At 64.6% G+C, this 17,515-nt stretch carries 19 protein-coding genes; 14 read left to right on the forward strand and 5 right to left on the reverse strand.

Features of this window, described 5'->3' with window-relative positions; all coding sequences use genetic code 11:
- The first annotated feature begins 69 nt into the window (after positions 1–69).
- The 5 genes from D9R08_RS11015 (at position 70) to D9R08_RS11035 (ending at position 2,885) form a co-directional block, all read left to right on the forward strand.
- Positions 70–480, forward strand: coding sequence for a DUF2852 domain-containing protein (locus D9R08_RS11015; RefSeq protein ID WP_121898104.1), 411 nt, complete (start codon positions 70–72; stop codon positions 478–480).
- Between the two features lie 82 nt (positions 481–562).
- Entirely contained in the window at positions 563–1,036 is a 474-nt protein-coding gene (locus D9R08_RS11020) for a DUF2852 domain-containing protein (RefSeq protein ID WP_233557420.1), read from the forward strand.
- Between the two features lie 97 nt (positions 1,037–1,133).
- Entirely contained in the window at positions 1,134–1,583 is a 450-nt protein-coding gene (locus D9R08_RS11025; RefSeq protein ID WP_158598983.1) for an RDD family protein, read from the forward strand.
- A 93-nt stretch (positions 1,584–1,676) separates the two neighbouring features.
- Positions 1,677–2,495, forward strand: a complete 819-nt coding sequence (locus D9R08_RS11030; protein WP_121898106.1) for an arginyltransferase — start codon at positions 1,677–1,679, stop codon at positions 2,493–2,495.
- A 3-nt stretch (positions 2,496–2,498) separates the two neighbouring features.
- On the forward strand, positions 2,499–2,885 hold the full coding sequence (locus tag D9R08_RS11035) for a VOC family protein (protein ID WP_121898107.1): 387 nt from the start codon (positions 2,499–2,501) through the stop codon (positions 2,883–2,885).
- Positions 2,886–3,039: 154 nt separating this feature from the next.
- On the opposite strand, the gene D9R08_RS11040 is transcribed toward D9R08_RS11035, so the two are convergent.
- The 3 genes from D9R08_RS11040 to D9R08_RS11050 form a co-directional block, all read right to left on the reverse strand.
- Positions 3,040–5,397: a TRAP transporter large permease gene (locus D9R08_RS11040; RefSeq protein ID WP_121898108.1), complete on the reverse strand. Its 2,358-nt coding sequence runs from the start codon at positions 5,395–5,397 to the stop codon at positions 3,040–3,042.
- 48 nt (positions 5,398–5,445) lie between these two features.
- Positions 5,446–6,357 (reverse strand): TRAP transporter small permease subunit, encoded by a 912-nt coding sequence (locus D9R08_RS11045; protein ID WP_121898109.1) that lies wholly within the window; start codon positions 6,355–6,357, stop codon positions 5,446–5,448.
- A gap of 121 nt (positions 6,358–6,478) precedes the next feature.
- On the reverse strand, positions 6,479–7,567 hold the full coding sequence (locus D9R08_RS11050; protein WP_121898110.1) for a TRAP transporter substrate-binding protein: 1,089 nt from the start codon (positions 7,565–7,567) through the stop codon (positions 6,479–6,481).
- Positions 7,568–8,311: 744 nt separating this feature from the next.
- Here D9R08_RS11050 and D9R08_RS11055 point away from each other — a divergent pair.
- The 4 genes from D9R08_RS11055 to ilvN all read left to right on the forward strand — a co-directional run bounded on the left by D9R08_RS11055 (position 8,312) and on the right by ilvN (position 11,730).
- A complete protein-coding gene (locus D9R08_RS11055; RefSeq protein WP_121898111.1) occupies positions 8,312–10,066 on the forward strand; it encodes an acetolactate synthase 3 large subunit in 1,755 nt (584 codons plus the stop codon).
- On the forward strand, positions 10,063–10,572 hold the full coding sequence (locus D9R08_RS11060) for a hypothetical protein (RefSeq protein ID WP_147450664.1): 510 nt from the start codon (positions 10,063–10,065) through the stop codon (positions 10,570–10,572). The genes D9R08_RS11055 and D9R08_RS11060 overlap by 4 nt, the downstream gene beginning before the upstream one ends.
- Positions 10,569–11,099 carry a hypothetical protein gene (locus tag D9R08_RS11065; RefSeq protein WP_121898113.1) on the forward strand — a complete coding sequence of 177 codons (531 nt, stop codon included), beginning with the start codon at positions 10,569–10,571 and terminating at the stop codon, positions 11,097–11,099. Before D9R08_RS11060 ends, D9R08_RS11065 begins: the two co-directional genes overlap by 4 nt.
- Positions 11,100–11,169: 70 nt before the next feature.
- A complete protein-coding gene (gene ilvN / locus D9R08_RS11070) occupies positions 11,170–11,730 on the forward strand; it encodes an acetolactate synthase small subunit (RefSeq protein WP_121898114.1) in 561 nt (186 codons plus the stop codon).
- Positions 11,731–11,939: 209 nt separating this feature from the next.
- On the opposite strand, the gene D9R08_RS11075 is transcribed toward ilvN, so the two are convergent.
- Positions 11,940–12,224 (reverse strand): EF-hand domain-containing protein, encoded by a 285-nt coding sequence (locus tag D9R08_RS11075; RefSeq protein WP_121898303.1) that lies wholly within the window; start codon positions 12,222–12,224, stop codon positions 11,940–11,942.
- 326 nt (positions 12,225–12,550) lie between these two features.
- On the opposite strand from D9R08_RS11075, the gene D9R08_RS11080 reads away from it, so the two are divergent.
- From D9R08_RS11080 to D9R08_RS11090, 3 genes are all read left to right on the forward strand, one after another.
- Positions 12,551–13,222 carry an RNA polymerase sigma factor gene (locus D9R08_RS11080; RefSeq protein ID WP_158598985.1) on the forward strand — a complete coding sequence of 224 codons (672 nt, stop codon included), beginning with the start codon at positions 12,551–12,553 and terminating at the stop codon, positions 13,220–13,222.
- A 186-nt stretch (positions 13,223–13,408) separates the two neighbouring features.
- Positions 13,409–14,557: an aromatic ring-hydroxylating oxygenase subunit alpha gene (locus D9R08_RS11085; RefSeq protein ID WP_233557421.1), complete on the forward strand. Its 1,149-nt coding sequence runs from the start codon at positions 13,409–13,411 to the stop codon at positions 14,555–14,557.
- Positions 14,554–14,769, forward strand: a complete 216-nt coding sequence (locus tag D9R08_RS11090; RefSeq protein WP_121898116.1) for a hypothetical protein — start codon at positions 14,554–14,556, stop codon at positions 14,767–14,769. The genes D9R08_RS11085 and D9R08_RS11090 overlap by 4 nt, the downstream gene beginning before the upstream one ends.
- Positions 14,770–14,871: 102 nt before the next feature.
- Here D9R08_RS11090 and D9R08_RS11095 read toward each other — a convergent pair whose 3' ends face one another.
- Positions 14,872–15,417 (reverse strand): lytic transglycosylase domain-containing protein, encoded by a 546-nt coding sequence (locus tag D9R08_RS11095; RefSeq protein ID WP_233557432.1) that lies wholly within the window; start codon positions 15,415–15,417, stop codon positions 14,872–14,874.
- Between the two features lie 221 nt (positions 15,418–15,638).
- Here D9R08_RS11095 and ssb point away from each other — a divergent pair, with 221 nt between their 5' ends.
- A complete protein-coding gene (gene ssb / locus D9R08_RS11100) occupies positions 15,639–16,121 on the forward strand; it encodes a single-stranded DNA-binding protein (protein WP_121898117.1) in 483 nt (160 codons plus the stop codon).
- A gap of 167 nt (positions 16,122–16,288) precedes the next feature.
- A complete protein-coding gene (locus D9R08_RS11105; RefSeq protein ID WP_121898118.1) occupies positions 16,289–17,482 on the forward strand; it encodes an aminotransferase in 1,194 nt (397 codons plus the stop codon).
- The last annotated feature ends 33 nt before the right edge of the window (positions 17,483–17,515 follow it).

Consider the following 17,515-nt stretch of genomic DNA (forward strand, 5'->3'; position numbering starts at 1 on the left):
CGGTCGGAATACCATATGAGTTAATGTGATTAACATTAACATCCAAGCCTGAATAAAGGAGCACAGCAAATGTCCACAACAGCCGCCCACGTCGAAACCGCCCAAGGCTGGTTTTCGCGTTCCGAGGCCTGGCTTGACAGCAAAGGCAAAGGTGCCTGGATCGCTGCCATGATCCTTGGCTTCATCTTCTTCTGGCCCATCGGGCTGGCCCTTCTGTTCTATATGATCTGGAGCAAACGCATGTTCAACGGTTCCTGCAAATCCCGCCGTCTCGCCCATGTGGGCAGCCACAAGTTCCGCAGCTCGGGCAACACGGCGTTCGACAGCTACAAGGCCGACACACTGCGCCGGCTGGAGGAGGAGCAGACCGCGTTCGAGGAATTCCTGCAACGTCTGCGGGACGCCAAGGACAAGGCCGAGTTCGACCAGTTCATGAATGACCGCAAGAAGCCGGCAACGGCCGACGAGTCCGACGATTGACCTGAAAGGCCGGGCCCGCCGAAATCGGGCCCGGCGATCCTTTATTGCGGATATTGGCCGCGCATTCTGAAGGAAAGACATCATGACCACCAACAGTGGAGCCTCTTCATCATCTGCAGTGCCGAGCCAGCGCGTCCCGGTGCCGGTGCAGATCCTCTCGATCCTCCTCTATGGCGGTTTCGCGATTTCGGTTTCGATCGTGGCGATGGCGCTGTTCGGCCTGATCGGGGTTTTTCTGGCCGTTCTCTTCGCCTGGCAATGGGGCCGCATCCCCACACTGGGCGGCCGCATGAGCGTTGACGACGCGGTCGATCTGCTCCGCCCGGAGGTGGAGCACAGCGCACCGAGATCGAGCGGCAACCAGAGTTTCGACTCCTATCGCGACCAGCTCCTCAACCGGCTTGAAAAGGAGCAGGCGGAATTCGAGGGTTTCCTGTCGCGGCTGCGCGCCGCCAAGGACACGTTCGAATTCGACAGGTTCATGGATGATCGCGCAATGTCGCGAGGCCATGAACAGAGTCGCCCGGCCGCAGCTCTCGTCCCCCACTCCGGCTGAGCGCAGCGCGGTCCCGGGCCGGTCAGAGCCCTCCCGGCTCCGGGGCCGCGACATCATTCATCTTGCAAAAGGTTCATGATCCCCCATGTCCAGTTCCATGTCATTTGCCTCCCCCCCTTCCCGCCTGCCCGACCCGCATTACCAGTCCGTCTTCTACGAGGGCGTGCCAACGAAACGGTTTTTCGCCTGGGTGATCGACGTGGCACTGATCACACTGATCACGGTGACCCTCGGCATACTGACGCTGACGGCCCTGTTCTGGTTCTGGCCGCTGGTCTATCTCACCGTGAGTTTCCTCTATCGCACGATAACCATCGCCGGCGGCTCCGCCACGCTCGGCATGCGGATCATGAACCTTCAGCTGCGCGGCCCCACCGGCGAAAGGCTTTCAGGCGGCGAGGCGACGATCCACACGCTGGCCTACCTGACCTGTTCCGCCTTTGCGTTGCCGCAACTGATCTCTCTGGTGCTGATCGTGATCGGGGACAAACACCAGGGCCTGCATGACATGCTGATCGGATCGGCCGCCATCAACCGCCCCCGCTGACCGCATCATCGTTAACGAAACAAAAACCAGTTGCCCCCAACCGGGCGACTGGTGCAGGCTTTGGCGTAACACGCGGACAACTCAGCCCTGGATATGCGCCACACCCTTCCGATTGCCACACAGTTTTATGTGACAGCGCCGCAGGCCTGCCCCTATCTGGATGGCCGGCGGGAGCGGAAACTGTTCACGGCGTTGCAGGGGGAACATGCGGGCAAGTTGAACGATGCCTTGTCCAAGCAGGGCTTTCGCCGGTCGCAGAACGTGCTTTACCGACCGTCCTGCGCGGATTGCTCGGCCTGTCTGTCGGCACGGATCCGGGTGGCGGATTTCGAACCCTCGAAAAGCCAGCGCCGGTCGATCCGCCGCAACGCCCATCTGACCCGCACCGCGCGGTCGCCATGGGCGACCGAGGAGCAATATGCCCTCTTCCGCCGCTATCTCGACAGCCGCCACGCCGATGGCGGAATGGCGGATATGGATGTGTTCGAGTTCGCCGCGATGATCGAGGAGACACCGGTGCGGTCCCGCGTCGTGGAGTATCGCGACAGCACGACCGACGAACTGACGGCGGTGTGCCTCACGGATGTGCTGGATGACGGGCTGAGCCTTGTCTACAGCTTCTTCCGGCCGGACCTGCCCGCCCAGTCTCTTGGCACCTATGTGATCCTCGACCATCTGGAAATCGCGCGCGAGGCGGGCCTGCCCCATGTCTATCTGGGCTATTGGGTGCCAGGCAGCAGCAAGATGGGCTACAAGGCGAACTTCTCCGCCCTGGAGATCTATCTCGATGGTGCGTGGCAGGATCTGGGCGACCCGGCGAAGTACTCCAACAAGACCCATCCGCTCTCCGTCGATCCCATCGCGCAGCAGGTGGCGCAGATCAGCCTGCCCGACCTGCGCGCCGACGATTGAAACGTGCCGCGCCTTGCCACGATCACCCTGTTGGTGCCGGATTACGACACGGGCCTCGCGTTTTTCGTGAGCGGCCTCGGCTGGACCTGCACTGCGGACGAGGATCAGGGACGCAAGCGATGGGTGACCGTTTCCCCTGACCCGGAGGGCGGTGCCGCGCTGCTCCTCTCCGAGGCGATGACACCGCTTCAGACCCGGACCGTCGGCGCGCAGACCGGCGACCGGGTGGCGTTTTTCCTCGAAACCGATGATTTCGGGCGCGACGCGGCCCGGATCACCGCCGCCGGCGGCACGTTCCTCGAAGCGCCGCGGCAGGAACCCTATGGCACCGTCGCGCAATGGCGCGATCCGTTCGGCAATCTGTGGGATTTGCTTCAGCGCACGGGCTGACGCACCCTTGTCATCTTGGGCAAAGCGATCTTGCGAGGCGGGCGCGTCTGGCCTGTATCCCCTGCCTGTCTGGCATCCTGGCGAGACCCCGAAACCAAACGGGCCGGACGCCTCCCCACGTCCGGCCCGGTGCCGCCTTGATGCCGATCTCGGATCAGGGCAGCAGGTCCGGCACGATCGTCACGATCCCCGGGAACAGCCAGAGCAGCGCCAACCCGATCACCTGGATCCCCACGAACGGAATGACACCGCGGTAGATATGCCCCGTTGTCACCGATTTCGGCGCCACGCCGCGCAGGTAGAAGAGCGCGAAGCCGAAAGGTGGCGTCAGGAACGAGGTCTGGAGGTTCACCGCGATCATGATCGTCACCCATTTCGGATCGAGCGTGCCACCATAGATGACCGGCCCCACGATCGGGATCACGATGTAGATGATCTCCAGGAAATCCAGCACGAAGCCCAGGATGAACAGGATCAGCATCACCAGCAGGAACACCACCATCTCGTTGTCGAAGGCGCGCAGGAACTGCTGGATGTAGTGCTCCCCCCCGAAAGAGATCAGCACGAGGTTCAGAAGCTGCGAGCCGATCAGGATGGTGAAGACCATTGAGGTGACCTTGGCCGTTTCCCGCACCACGGGGCCCAGAACACTGGTCCGGAACAGCACCCAACAACTGAACAGCAGGCCGAAGAAGGCGAAGTGATAGGCGCCCTGGGCCACGATATAGGCCACCCAATCGGCAAAGGGCACGCTTTCGCGCGTGATCCGCAGGTCGAAGTTCACGCCCACGATGATCATGATCACAAGGGCGAAGCTGGCCCAGATCACGATCTTGGATTTGCCGTTCTCCTCCTTCAGCTTGCGATAGGCCGCGAGCATGATGGCACCCGCCGCGCCGAGCGCTGCGGCCGGCGTCGGGTTGGTGATCCCGCCCAGAATGGAGCCCAGAACCGCCACGATCAGGACCAGCGGCGGGAAGACGACGCGCAACAGCTCGTTCTTGGAAAGTCGCATCATCGCGACACGGCAGCCGTAAAGCGTGAGCAGCGTGGGAATTGCCAGGATCATGAAGGTGGCGCCCGGTCCGGTCAGCGGCCCGATCAGCAGGATATCGGCCAGCAGCGCCAGCACGATGCCACCCCCGCCGATGATCAGCGGCATCGGATCGCCGGAGGGCGATACACCGCGCGCGATGATCAGCACCAGAGCGAGCAGCGTAAACAGGACCGCGACCCCGGTGCCGATGGGCGCAGCATTGGCCAGCACATCGGCGCGCGCCGCGATCAGTTCTTCCTCTGTAAGTTCGACAGCCGTTTCTGTATTGGTCCCGGCTTCGGCCTGAGCGGCGCGTTGCGCGACCGCCTCGTCCCAGGCCTCCTGCCCGTGCAGGTCGATCATCGCGGCCTGGCACTGTTCGGAGACGTTGGTCCGCAGGGCGGGGCCGGCCTCACGCTCGGCATAGTCCGAGACGAAGATCGTCTGGCTGCCCACAAGGCCGGCGGACCCGGCAAGAACCATCGCGACGATCAGCGCGACCGGCGCCGCCAGATACCAGGTCAGCGCCTCGTTGCGGGTGACCGGTTCGCTGTTGCTGCCGCCTTCGATCACCACCGGCGGTGCCGCGGACGGTTTGACCAATGCGAAGCCGAAGGCATAGGCGCCGTAGAGGAAGGCGAGGAACAGACCCGGCAAAAGCGCCGCCTGGAACAGGGTGCCCACCGACAGAACGGCCGGTTCGCCCAGGAAGGTCAGCGCGTCGGAGCAGCCCGCAAGCTGCGCGCGGGTTTCCTGACCCGTCGCATAGAGGTCGCCCACGAGCGTGCCCAGAAGAACGATGACGATGGAGGGCGGGATGATCTGGCCCAACGTGCCCGAGGCCGCGATGACGCCGGTGGCAAGTTCGGGCGAATAGTTGTTGCGCAGCATCGTCGGCAGAGCCAGCAGGCCCATTGTCACCACGGTGGCGCCGACGATCCCGGTGGAGGCGGCGAGGAAGGCGCCCACAATCACGATGGACACGGCAAGGCCGCCGGGCAGCGGGCCGAAGACGCGGGCCATGGTGGTGAGCAGGTCTTCGGCGATCTTGGAGCGTTCCAGCGTGATGCCCATCATCACGAACATCAGAACCGCCAGCAGGGTTTCGATGCTCTGGCCCGCGATCACCCGCTCGTTCATCCGGTTGACTATGAAGGAAATGTTCCGGTCCATCGCCTGTTCCCAACCGCCGGGGAACAGGGCCTCTTCGATCCGGGGCAATTCGGGGTATCGGAAGACCGATATGGCGTCCCGCGCCACCCCCTCGGCCACCAGCGCAGAGTATTCGGCCGAGCTTGTGTCGATGGCCTGGTGGATCAGAAGCCCCGCACTGTCGAGCGCAGCGATGATCGCGAAGGAGATGACCCCGGCCCCGCCGATGGCGAAGGCCACCGGAAAGCCTGTCATGATCCCTGCGAAGAGTGTCAGGAAGACGATGATCAGTCCGATCTCGACTCCATCCAATCCGAAAAGCATGTGCTTATGTCCCTTTGCTGCGCGCGTCTTTGGCGTCGTCGTTACGGATCAGGTCGAGCCCGAGTGAATCGCGTGTTCGAGGTCTTCGGCCTCGTCACCGGTGGTGTCATAATCGGCGTATTTGCCCGCGCTGTCCTCGCCTTCGATCCATTCGAGGTAGGAGCGCCAGAAAAATGCGATGGCCTGCAGGAACACCATGACGCAAAAGGCCACGATCAGGATCTTGAACAGGAAATACGCATTGAAGCCGTTCGGGCTGAAACCGATCGTCTCGACATTCCAGCGGAAGATGCGGGCCTGCATCAGCATCCGGTCGAGATCGCTGGTGGCCGTCACCGTGGGTGTCATCAGATGGCGCCACATGAAGAACCAGGCGTAGAGATAGGTGATCGTGATCGCCGGGATCATGAAGAACAGGCTGCCGAACATGTCGATCACGCGCCGCGTGCGGTGACTGACGGCGGAATAGACCAGATCGACGCGCACATGGCTGCCCTGCACGAAGGTGTAGGACACGCACAGGCAGACGACGATGGCGTTATAGAGCTTCAGCTCCTCGCCCCACCAGCTGAGATCTTGCGAAAACGCGGTGCCGAGCGGGCCGAGCTGGATTTCCGCGACCCGGAAAATGCGCTGCAGGAACACGATCATGACCTGCTGGAGGACCATCAGCAGACCGGCCCAGGCCGCGAACCGGCCGACGCCGTTCGCAAAGGCCTCCAGCACGCGCACGCAGGTCCAGAGAATTTCGCGCTTCCAGGCCATGCCGAGCGCGCTGATCACGGCGAAGGCGGTCATGACCACGAAGAAGAATTCGACCGAGGCCCCGTAATAGATGAAGCGCATCACCGCTTCGGGATTGGACCAGTTCAGCCAGTCGCCGGGGTTCGTGATCGCAAGGAACAGATGGTACGGGGCCAGCGCGATATTCTGCAGCACCCAGACGATAAAGTCGATCATACGGTTGTCCCCCCGAACGCGGCCGGATTGCGGACGCGACGATCATGGCATGTCTCGAAGCTGGCCCCGCCCGCCTGGATTACGGGTCGGGCGGGGCCATCATGGTTCCACCTGAGGCGGATTAACCTGCGGCGTTGACCCGGTTACGCTGACGCATGTACTCGCCGTCCGCGATCTCGTACCAGCCGGCCGATTCTTCCATCGACGCGAAGTAGCTGTTGGCGATTTCCGCATAGAGCGGATCGCCCATGTTCTCTTCGCGGACCTCGGCGGAGGCACGACCGAACGCATCCCAGACATCGTCGGGGAACTGACGCACCTGCACGCCACCGGCCTGCAGACGGGCAAGGGCTGCACCGTTTTCGGCCAGCGAAAGCGCCGTGTTCTGCGCGTGCGCGGCCTGCGCGGCGACGTTGACGATCGCCTTGTGCTGTTCGCTCAGCTCGTTCCAGACGTCGAGGTTGAAGCCCAGTGCCAGCGCCGAGCCCGGCTCGTGGAAACCGGCGGCATAGTAGGTGTTGGTGACCTCCTGGAAGCCCATCCGCTCGTCCGCATATGGGCCGATCCACTCGGCACCGTCGATCTGGCCGCTTGCCAGCGCCTGATAGATCTCCCCGCCGGGAATGTTCTGCACCGACGCGCCGAGGCGACCGAGAACCTGACCGCCCTGGCCCGGCATCCGGAACCGCAGACCCTGCAGGTCTTCCGCCGAGGTGATCTCGATGTTGTACCAGCCGCCGGGCTGCATCGCGGTCATGCCGCACATGATCGGCTTGAGGTTGAACAGCGACGACAGGTTGTCATGCAGATCCTGACCGCCACGGCGATAATACCAGTTGGCCATTTCCTGCGCCGTCATGCCGAAGGGCACGGAGGTGAAGAAGGCGAAAGCCGGATGCTGGTTCAGGAAGTAGTATTCCGCGGAATGGTAGACATCCGCCTGGCCCGAAGACACGGCGTCGAACACTTCGAACGCGCCGACGAGGCTGCCCGCGGGCATCTTGTTGAAGCTCAGCGCGCCATCGGTCATCGCGGTGATGTAGTCGATGGCCAGCTGTGCCGCATCGTCGAAGATGGCGAAGCCATCCGGCACGGACGTGACCATGGTCAGTGTCCGGTTGCCCTGCGCATATGCCGGTGCGGCCAGCGTTGTCGATGCCGCTGCCGCGCCACCAAGTGCAGACGTTCTCAAGAAAGAACGACGATCCATATGGTATCCTCCCCATTCGGAATTGCCGCTATCCCCCTCGGATAGCGGATTATTGGTTCATGGTGACCACACGTTAGCGAAGCCGTGGGTCGCAGAAAACAGTTTTCAACTCGAAACACGGTTTTTTGTCAAATTTTTTTACCAAAATCGGCTTTTGGGCGGATTTTCTACCTGAGGTTGCATGACGTTATCGCTAACTCCCGCGGATGCCCGAAAAATTAGCTTTGAGTGCAAGGAATTCGCACCGGGATCGATCGTGACTCGGGGTCTGTCGCCGCCCGGACCGACCCGGACGCGACCCATTCGCGGGAAGATCACCAGCCTGTCACCGAGGCCGGGGCGCCGCACATCCGGGCCACCGTCAGGCGGGATTGCTCCGGACCCCTTACCCCGATGGCGCCACCAGCGCCGTGGCCTGCCCCGGATCACGCCCGATATGCCGGCTTCGGGGGCCGCATTGCGGGGACGAGACCGTACACGCAGCATTCTTGCGCAAAAAATCGCGCCTGGGACAGTTTATTATCGGAATTGCCTGTTGACGCCTCTGGCACCCGATCCTAATGTCCCGCGCAGACGATAACTCAGAGGGTCACATGGCCGGCATTCTCGTACTTGTAGGAAACACGCGCATGGGTCGGTGACGACAGCCATATCGGTTTCCCATGCGCCCCCGCCGGATCGGGGGCTTTTTTATGCGAGAGTGTCGGCGGACACGCCACACAGACGGTAAAGGACAAGGGCAAGATGACACGTCAGATGACCGGCGCACAGATGGTGGTCGAGGCTTTGAAGGATCAGGGCGTCGATACGATTTTCGGCTATCCGGGCGGCGCGGTGCTTCCGATCTATGACGAGGTGTTCCAGCAGAACGAGATACGCCACATCCTCGTCCGCCATGAACAGGGCGCGGTGCATGCGGCGGAGGGCTATGCGCGCGCCACCGGGCGGCCGGGCGTAGTTCTGGTGACCTCCGGCCCCGGGGCGACGAATGCGGTGACCGGGCTGACCGACGCCCTGATGGATTCGATCCCGATCGTGGTTCTGACCGGTCAGGTGCCGACCTTCATGATCGGCTCGGACGCGTTTCAGGAGGCCGACACGGTGGGCATCACCCGGCCCTGCACCAAGATGAACTGGCTGGTCAAGGAGACCGAGGCGCTTTCGGGCACGATCCACGAGGCCTTCCATATCGCCACCGCAGGCCGCCCCGGCCCCGTTCTGGTGGATATTCCCAAGGATGTGCAGTTCGCGACCGGAACCTATACCGACAAGCGTCAGGTCAGGCTGCACCACTACCAGCCGCGCGTGAAGGGCGACACGCAGATCATCACCGCGCTGGTCGAGGCGATGGAAACGGCCGAGCGGCCGGTTTTCTACACCGGCGGCGGGGTGATCAACTCGGGCCCGCAGGCCAGCACCCTGCTGCGCGAACTGGTGGAGGCGACCGGGTTTCCCATCACCTCGACCCTGATGGGTCTGGGCAGCTACCCGGCCTCGGGCAAGAACTGGCTGGGGATGCTCGGCATGCACGGGCTCTACGAGGCCAATCTGGCGATGCATGGCTGCGACCTGATGATCAATATCGGAGCGCGGTTCGACGACCGGATCACCGGGCGCATCGCCGATTTCAGCCCCGGATCGCGCAAGGCCCATGTGGACATCGACCCCTCCTCGATCAACAAGGTGATCCATGCCGATTTCCCGATCATCGGCGACGTGGCCCATGTGCTGGAAGACATGCTGCGGATCTGGAAGGCGCGCGGGCGCAAGACCAATTCCGCCGCGCTGGCCAAGTGGTGGGATAAGATCGAGACGTGGCGCAAGACCGATTGCCTGTCCTACAAGCCCGACGCCAAGACGATCAAACCGCAATACGCGCTGGAACGGCTTGAGGCGCTGACCAAGGATCACGACCGGTATATCTGCACCGAGGTGGGCCAGCACCAGATGTGGGCCGCGCAATATCTCGGGTTCGAGGGGCCGAACCGCTGGATGACCTCGGGCGGTCTCGGCACGATGGGTTACGGCTTCCCCGCCTCCATCGGGGTGCAGGTCGCCCATCCCGACGCGCTGGTCATCAATGTTGCCGGAGAGGCGTCGTGGCTGATGAACATGCAGGAGATGGGCACCGCGGTGCAGTATCGCCTGCCGGTGAAACAGTTCATCCTCAACAACGAACGCCTCGGCATGGTGCGCCAGTGGCAGGAGCTGCTGCATGGCGAGCGCTACAGCCACAGCTGGTCGGAGGCGCTGCCCGATTTCGTAAAGCTGGCCGAGGCATTCGGCGCCAAGGGGATCATCTGCAAGGATCCCGCCGATCTGGATGACGCGATCATGGAGATGCTGGCCTATGACGGGCCGGTGATCTTCGATTGCCTGGTCGAGAAGCACGAGAACTGCTTCCCGATGATCCCGTCGGGCAAGGCCCATAACGAAATGCTTCTGGGCGAGGCGGAGACCCAGGGCGTGATCGGCGCCGAGGGGGGCGTTCTGGTGTGACATCCCGAGCGGCCATATGCAGCGCCGCGCTGGTGGCGTCGCTCTTGGGCATGGGCCTTGCCGGAGCCGGCGCGCGGGCCGACACGCCCGGCAGCCTGCATGAGCTTCTCTGCGACCGGACCGTCCATGTCTATTACGGTGTCGGAAACCAGATCGAGTTTCTTGCGGCCAACGGCGACAGCTATTTCTGGCAACCGGGCAGCGCGGCGGTCATCGAGGGCACCTGGCGCATCGGCGAGACGCAGGAGGGCGGAGCGCAAATCTGTTTCCAATATGCGCAAGACGCGCTCCGCCCGGGCTACGACGGGGAGGAGTTCTGCTTTTCGGGCGACTGGTTTCTGGGCACCTTTCTCAGGGACGGCCTGCGCGACGGCGACCCTTACAACCTGCGCAGCGGCACCCCGCCCTATGTTCTTGCCGCGCAGCCGCCGCTCGATATCGCCTCGCTCAGCATGGATTTTCCCGATGACGCGCGCAGCACGAGCTGCAGCGCCAACCTGTCATGAGCGCCGGTGACCCTGCCCGTGCGACGCGGCAGATGCGCCACCGCACCCGCCTTGCCGGGATTTTGGCGGCCACTCTGACCGCCCTTCCCGCCAGCGCGCAGGATGCGGCCTCGATCCTCGCGCTGATCTGCGGACGCACGGTGCATTACTTCAGCCCCGAGCTTGGCAACCAGATCGAATACACCGCGCCCGACGGCTCCGCCTATCTCTGGCATAGCGGCAACGAGGTTCTGGTCCTGGGTATCTGGGAGGTCACGGAGATCACGCCCGATATCGGAGAGGTCTGCTATGTCTATCGACCTGGCTCGTTCGGCGCGGACGATCCGGGCTCGGAATTCTGCTTCGATTGGGAGATGCTGATCTCGGATGTGCCGCAAGACGGCGTGCGCGACGGCGATCCCTACAATCTCGCCTCCGGCCTGCCTCCGTTCGCTCTGCCCTTCAGCCGGCCCGTTTCGGTCGCGGCGCTGCGGACCGAGTTTCCCGACCAACCGCCCGAACGGGCCTGCGGCACCCTGATGATGTGACCGCCCCGCAAGATAGCCGGCCCCTTTGGGCCGCGCGCCCACAAGGACCCCCAAAGATGAAAGCCCGAACATGTCCCCGCTGAAAATCGAACAAGGCGCCAGCAGCCATTCCGCCTATGACCTTCGCAGCCATATGTCCGACGAGATCGAGACCCATACGCTGGCCGTTCTGGTCACCAACGAGGCCGGCGTTCTGGCGCGCGTTATCGGCCTGTTCTCGGGCCGTGGCTACAATATCGACAGCCTGACCGTGGCCGAGGTGGACCATGAAGGCCATCGCAGCCGCATCACCATCGTGACCAGCGGCACGCCGCAGGTGATCCAGCAGATCAAGATGCAGCTGGAACGTATGGTTCCCGTTCACGAGGTCTCGGACCTGTCGGTCGAGGGCGCCTTCGTCAGCCGTGAACTGGCGCTGATCAAGGTGATGGGGAAGGGCGAGGCCCGGGTGGAGGCCTTGCGGATTGCCGAGATCTTCCGGGCCAATGTGGTGGATTCGACGCTGGAAAGCTTCGTTTTCGAGATCACCGGCACGCCGGACAAGATCGACGCCTTCTGCGAACTGATGCGCCCGCTTGGCGATGTGCGCCTGGCCCGGACGGGCGTGGCGGCAATCGCGCGCGGGATCTGAGCGGCACCGGTTCGCCTGCCGAGGCCGAAGTTACATTTTCGGCCCGAGGCACGACCGGCCCGGGCCGTGATCGTGACGGTCCCTTTGGTCGGAACCGCCCTGTGGTCAGAACCGGCGCAGCCGAGGCATAAACAGCCGCGCCGGTTCCCGCATGCACCCTGCCCCGGTGGATCGGGGATTACGGGGCGCAGGTACACACGTCCCCCGCGTTAACCTGCGGGAATGATGCCGGCCTCTTGCGCCGCATTCAGCTCATCCGCGTCCAGCGCGCCGCTTTCATCGGCGTCCAGCGTGGCGAAATCGGTCTCGGTCATGTCGGGCATGGCCATCAACAGCTCGGTATACGAGACCAGCCCGTCGCCATCGGTATCCAGCGACGAGCCTTGGCCCATCGCATAGCTTGCGGCAACGAGACCCATGACAAGCGCCAGAGCGCCGAGCCAGAGAGCAAAAGTACGGCGGCCCGTGGCCTGTTTGATTTGGGGAAAGGTCATCCGTGTCGTCTCCTTTGAGAACAGTTGGGTTTCGAGAACCGGTCCGAACCGGCACCCGTGGTTAACAAGACAAGGTTAGCGAGAGTTTAATCCCCCTATCGCACCGCCCGCCGGATCTCGGCAGGGCACCGCTGAAACCGCGCCACCGGACCCAGCAAGCCGCCGCCGATGCAAATGAGCCCGCGCGGTCCTTTGCCGATCCGCCGCCGCTTTGGGCCAGCCGCCGCCGAGATGGTCGGGCCAATGCGCACCCCCGATTGCACAAGCTCCGCGCGTGCCTAAGGGTGAGGCCCATGCCACATCTCAAACCCGTCCCGAGAGCGTCCATGCCCCAGCCCCGCCCCCCGTCCGACGGTGCACCGCCCGACCCTCAGGCCCGGCCAGGCGGCCCGCCGCGCCCGCGCCATGCACCGCTGGATGTCGCGGCGACCCGCCCTGACGGCGTCGGCGCCCCATCCAACGGCCCCGTCCCATCCAACGGCCCTGTCCCGCGGGTGATGCCCACCGATACCGCCCGCAAGCTGGAGGCGCTCCTTCCCGATCTGCGGCGGGTCGGACGACGCCTGAGCCGGACATGGGAGGATGCCGACGATCTGGTGCAGGACACGCTCCTGCGGGTCTGGACCCGGATGGCCGATCCCGAGGGCGGGGAGATTGAGGATCTGCGCGCCTATGCCTTCACCGCGTTGCGCAACCGGGCGCGCGCGCGAAGCCTGCCCTGGGCCGAACTGACGACCGAGCCCGCCAGCCCGCCGGAGGCGCCCGCCCGTCTTGCCTGCGCCGAAACGCTGGCGGCAATAGACGCGCTGCCCGCCGATCAGGCCCATCTGCTGCGCCTGCGCGCGCTTGAAGGCCAAAGCTATGCGGAGATCGCGGCGGCCACGGGACTGCCCATCGGGACCGTCACCTCGCGGCTGGCACGCGGGCGCGCCGCGCTCTGCGAAAAGATGGGGCTGAGCCCCGACACCCCGGTTTCCGCACTTCTCGATCAGGGCTGAGACGGGTGGGCGTGGCCGGAAGCGCGCCGAAATCCCCGTCCGGACCCTGCCCCGTCATGACACCCATGCCCGCGCGCTCCGCGGTTTGTTCGCGACATCGCCCATGTCGCCGGTGAAGAAGACGGCCCCCGCCCCGCCGCGCCAGCCTGTCGCGGTGAGAATGACACGCCGAGGGGGTCACTGCACATGGCCGACGATATGCGGATCACCGGGCTGGAAGACGTCCAGGCCCCGATCGAACGGGCCCGTGGCCTGCCGAACGCCCATTACACGGACCCCGCAACCATTGCCGAGGAAACCCGCGCCGTGCTGGCGGATACCTGGGCCGGGCTGGCGGTAGGCGCGGATGTGCCCGCGCCGGGCGATGCCGTGCCGATCAGCTTTCTGGGCCAGCCGCTTCTGTTGCTGCGGGACGAGGCAGGGCAGGTTCGCGTGTTCCAGAACATCTGCCGCCATCGCGGCATGATCCTCGTCTCGGCGCCGCGCCGGATCGAGGGCGCGATCCGCTGCCCCTATCATTCCTGGTGCTATGCCAAAGATGGGCGGCTGGTGGCCACGCCCCATGTGGGCGGCCCCGGCCAGAACACCCACGCGGGGATCGACCGCGCCTCGCTTGGGCTGATCGAGGTCCGCAGCCATGTCTGGCGCGATGTGGTTTTCGTGAACCTGTCGGGCGACGCACCCGGCTTCGCCGAGGGTCATGGCGACGTCATCGCCCGGTGGGCGGAGTTCGACAGACCGCTTCACCATGGCGGCGAGGACAGCCGCTTCACGCTGGATGTGGCGACGAACTGGAAGCTGGCGGTGGAGAATTACTGCGAGAGCTATCACCTGCCCTGGGTTCATCCGGGCCTGAACAGCTATTCCCGGCTGGAGGATCACTATCATATCGAGGCGCCGGGCCGGTTTTCCGGTCAGGGCACCCATGTCTACCGGCAACTGACCGATGAGGCGGGGCGGACCTTCCCCGATTTCGAGGGGCTGTCGCCGAAATGGGACACGGGCGCGGAATACATCTCCCTTTTTCCCAATGTGCTGTTCGGGGTTCACCGCGATCATGCCTATTCGATCGTTCTGGAACCGGTCGACCATATGCGGACCCGGGAGCATGTGAATATCTACTATGCGCGCCCCGACACCGACCCGGCCCTGCGCGCGCGGAATGCCGAGCAGTGGCGCGCCGTCTTCGAAGAGGACATCTTCGTGGTCGAGGGCATGCAGGCCGGGCGCGCCGCGCCGGGGTTCGATGGCGGGCGGTTTTCACCGGCGATGGATGGCCCTACGCATCTGTTCCACGCCTGGGTTGCGGGCCGGATCGCCGCCCGGCAGGCATGACGCGCGACGATCTGGACCGCGCCCTTCTGGCAGCCCATGCCAGGGACGACCGGACGGCGCTGATCGCGCTTTATGCCAAGGCGTCGGACATGGCGGCGGAGCGCACGGCCCGCGCCTTCTATCTGACGCAGGCCTATGTCTTTGCGCTTGAGGCGGGCACGCCGGAGGCCGAGAGGCTGCGCGCGGGCCTGCAGGCGCTGAACGCGATCTGACAGGACCCTCCGGTGCGGCGACCGGGGTGCGGGTTTGATGCGGTCATTCGGGGGATTGGGTGACGGCGAGACCGACGGACAGGCGCGGTTTGCGCGGCGGGCTCAGCTACTGCCCAGGATCACCCGCACGTAGTTCCGCGTTTCGCGGAACGGCGGTACGCCATTGTGCCGGGTCACGGCTTCGGGGCCCGCGTTATAGGCCGCCAGCGCAAGCCGCCAGGACCCGAATGTGCGGTATTGCTCCGCCAGGTACCGCGCGCCGCCATCGAGGTTTTGCGACGGATCGCGCGGGTTGACGCCCAGAATGCGCGCCGTGCCGGGCATCAACTGCGCCAGACCTATGGCACCCGCATGGCTGACCGCATTGGGGTTCCAGTTGCTTTCCTGACTGACCAGCCGCAGAAACAGGTCTTCGGGAATTCCGTGCCGCCGCGCGGCGGCCCGGGCCAGATCGAGATAGGGGCCGCGATAGCTGCCGGTCCAGCGGGGCACGACGGTGGAGGCGCTGCTGGCACTTTCGATGTAATTGGGGGTTAGCCGGACCGAGGCCGCATATTGGGTGGCGGCGCGGTTGTCCAGAAGCCGCGTTGCGGCGCTGAACCGGTCGCGTTGGGTATCGGCCAGCGCAGTGCCGGCCACAAGGCACATCGCCCCGCCGATCAGCGCGAGACGCGCGGCAAATCCTCTGTCCCCCATGGCTATCCGATCCCCCGTATCGCCCCGAACCCACGCGCGCATAATACGGAAACCCGCCGCCATTTCCAGTACCGGCGTGCCCGCGCCGGGCAATTCACCTTCCATTCACCAAATTCGGATGGTCTAACTCTGGATCAGATGCAGATTCGTGCGACGATTTTCCAGGAGGTGATATGGCCGGTTCCGTCAACAAAGTGATCCTGATAGGCAACCTTGGCCGCGACCCGGAAGTGCGCAGCTTCCAGAATGGCGGCAAGGTCTGCAACCTTCGCATCGCCACCTCGGAAACCTGGAAGGACCGCACCACCGGCGAACGGCGCGAGCGGACCGAATGGCATTCGGTGGCGATCTTCAACGAAAATCTTGCGCGGCTGGCCGAGCAGTATCTTCGCAAAGGGTCGAAGGTCTATATCGAAGGCAAGCTGGAAACCCGCAAATGGCAGGATCAATCCGGGCAGGACCGGTACTCCACCGAAGTGGTGCTGCGGCCCTATGCCGGCGAGATGACGTTTCTTGACGGGCGCGACGGCGGCTCCGGCGGGGGTGGCGGCGGTGGCGGGTACGGCGACGATCGCGGCGGCCCGCCGGACGATCGCGGCGCGCCCGCGGGCGGATTTGGCGGCGCCAGCGATCTGGATGACGAAATACCGTTCTGAAGCGACCGGGCGGACGGGTTCCATGCGCCACGGCGCGCAACAGCGACAGGCCGCCGGCGTGATTGCAGCCTCGGGCCGGCAGACGCGTGTGATGGCCCCTGAAGGGGGCCGCTGCGCCATCGGAGCCGCCCTGACAGGCAAGGCCATGATCTGGGGATAGGGACGCAATGGTTGGGACACCGATAAACCCGCGATACGCAAGGACAATCGCCCCTCCGGTGATGGAAGCGCGGCGCTGGATCGATGGCGTGAGCTTCCCCGAGGATCGCCCGCTGATCAATCTGAGCCAGGCCGCTCCCGTCTCGCCGCCGCCGGAACCGCTTCGCGAAGCGATGGCCGAGGCGTTGCTGAACCGGCCGGAGAGCCATCTTTACGGCCCGGTTCTGGGCCTGCCCGAGCTGCGCGCCGAACTGGCTGGCCAGTGGAGCACGGCCTATGGCGGGACGATCCGGCCCGATCAGGTCGCGGTGACCGCGGGCTGTAATCAGGCGTTCACCGCGACGCTTTCCACCATCGCGGGCGCGGGCGATGCGGTGATCCTGCCGACGCCCTGGTATTTCAACCACAAGATGTGGCTGGACATGGAAGGGGTCGAGGCCAGGCTGCTGGCCACCGGCGATGACCTGATCCCCGACCCCGAAGCGGCGGCGGCCCTCGTCTGCGCGCGGACCCGCGCGATCATTCTGGTCAGCCCGAACAACCCCGGCGGGGTCGAATACCCCGCCCCCGTCCTGCGTGCATTCCGCGATCTGGCGAAACGGCACGGGCTGGCCCTGATCCTGGATGAGACCTATCGCGACTTTCATTCGCAGACTGGCGCGCCCCATGACCTCTTCGCCGATCCCGACTGGGACGAGACGCTGATCCATCTCTACTCCTTCTCGAAGGCCTACCGGCTGACCGGACACCGTGTGGGCGCGGTGATGGCCTCACCCGCGCGGCTGGTGGAGGTGGAGAAGTTTCTCGACACCGTCGCGATTTGCCCGCCACAGATCGGCCAGATCGGCGCGCTTTGGGGAATGCGCAATCTGGGGGGCTGGCTGGCCGGCGAACGGATGGAGATCCTGCGCCGCCGTGACGCGCTGATCGCGGGCTTCCAGCGGTTGCCGGGCTGGCAGTTGATGGGCTGCGGCGCCTATTTCGCCTATGCGCGCCACCCTTTCGACCTTCCCTCGGACGCGGTAGCGCAGGCGCTGGTCGGCAAGGCGGGCATTCTGGTGCTGCCCGGCACGATGTTCGGGCCGACCCGCGCCGAAGGCGGCGACGGTCAGGCAGAGGCGAGCCTGAGGATCGCCTTTGCCAATGCCGATGCGGAGGGGCTGGCGCAGGTGGTGGACCGTTTGGCCGGCGTTACGCTCTAGCCACCTCTTGCCCCCCTGCCCCGCAGCGCGTAG

Origin of the sequence: Rhodophyticola porphyridii (genome assembly GCF_003688285.1) — a bacterium.
Classification (GTDB): domain Bacteria; phylum Pseudomonadota; class Alphaproteobacteria; order Rhodobacterales; family Rhodobacteraceae; genus Rhodophyticola; species Rhodophyticola porphyridii.

Coding starts and splice junctions, on each gene's coding strand:
- D9R08_RS11015 (WP_121898104.1), top strand. CDS start 70: ATGTCCACAACAGCCGCCCACGTCGAAACCGCCCAAGGCTGGTTTTCG.
- D9R08_RS11020 (WP_233557420.1), top strand. CDS start 563: ATGACCACCAACAGTGGAGCCTCTTCATCATCTGCAGTGCCGAGCCAG.
- D9R08_RS11025 (WP_158598983.1), top strand. CDS start 1,134: ATGTCATTTGCCTCCCCCCCTTCCCGCCTGCCCGACCCGCATTACCAG.
- D9R08_RS11030 (WP_121898106.1), top strand. CDS start 1,677: ATGCGCCACACCCTTCCGATTGCCACACAGTTTTATGTGACAGCGCCG.
- D9R08_RS11040 (WP_121898108.1), bottom strand. CDS start 5,397: ATGCTTTTCGGATTGGATGGAGTCGAGATCGGACTGATCATCGTCTTC.
- D9R08_RS11045 (WP_121898109.1), bottom strand. CDS start 6,357: ATGATCGACTTTATCGTCTGGGTGCTGCAGAATATCGCGCTGGCCCCG.
- D9R08_RS11050 (WP_121898110.1), bottom strand. CDS start 7,567: ATGGATCGTCGTTCTTTCTTGAGAACGTCTGCACTTGGTGGCGCGGCA.
- D9R08_RS11055 (WP_121898111.1), top strand. CDS start 8,312: ATGACACGTCAGATGACCGGCGCACAGATGGTGGTCGAGGCTTTGAAG.
- D9R08_RS11065 (WP_121898113.1), top strand. CDS start 10,569: ATGAGCGCCGGTGACCCTGCCCGTGCGACGCGGCAGATGCGCCACCGC.
- ilvN (WP_121898114.1), top strand. CDS start 11,170: ATGTCCCCGCTGAAAATCGAACAAGGCGCCAGCAGCCATTCCGCCTAT.
- D9R08_RS11075 (WP_121898303.1), bottom strand. CDS start 12,224: ATGACCTTTCCCCAAATCAAACAGGCCACGGGCCGCCGTACTTTTGCT.
- D9R08_RS11080 (WP_158598985.1), top strand. CDS start 12,551: ATGCCCCAGCCCCGCCCCCCGTCCGACGGTGCACCGCCCGACCCTCAG.
- D9R08_RS11085 (WP_233557421.1), top strand. CDS start 13,409: ATGGCCGACGATATGCGGATCACCGGGCTGGAAGACGTCCAGGCCCCG.
- D9R08_RS11090 (WP_121898116.1), top strand. CDS start 14,554: ATGACGCGCGACGATCTGGACCGCGCCCTTCTGGCAGCCCATGCCAGG.
- D9R08_RS11095 (WP_233557432.1), bottom strand. CDS start 15,417: ATGTGCCTTGTGGCCGGCACTGCGCTGGCCGATACCCAACGCGACCGG.
- ssb (WP_121898117.1), top strand. CDS start 15,639: ATGGCCGGTTCCGTCAACAAAGTGATCCTGATAGGCAACCTTGGCCGC.
- D9R08_RS11105 (WP_121898118.1), top strand. CDS start 16,289: ATGGTTGGGACACCGATAAACCCGCGATACGCAAGGACAATCGCCCCT.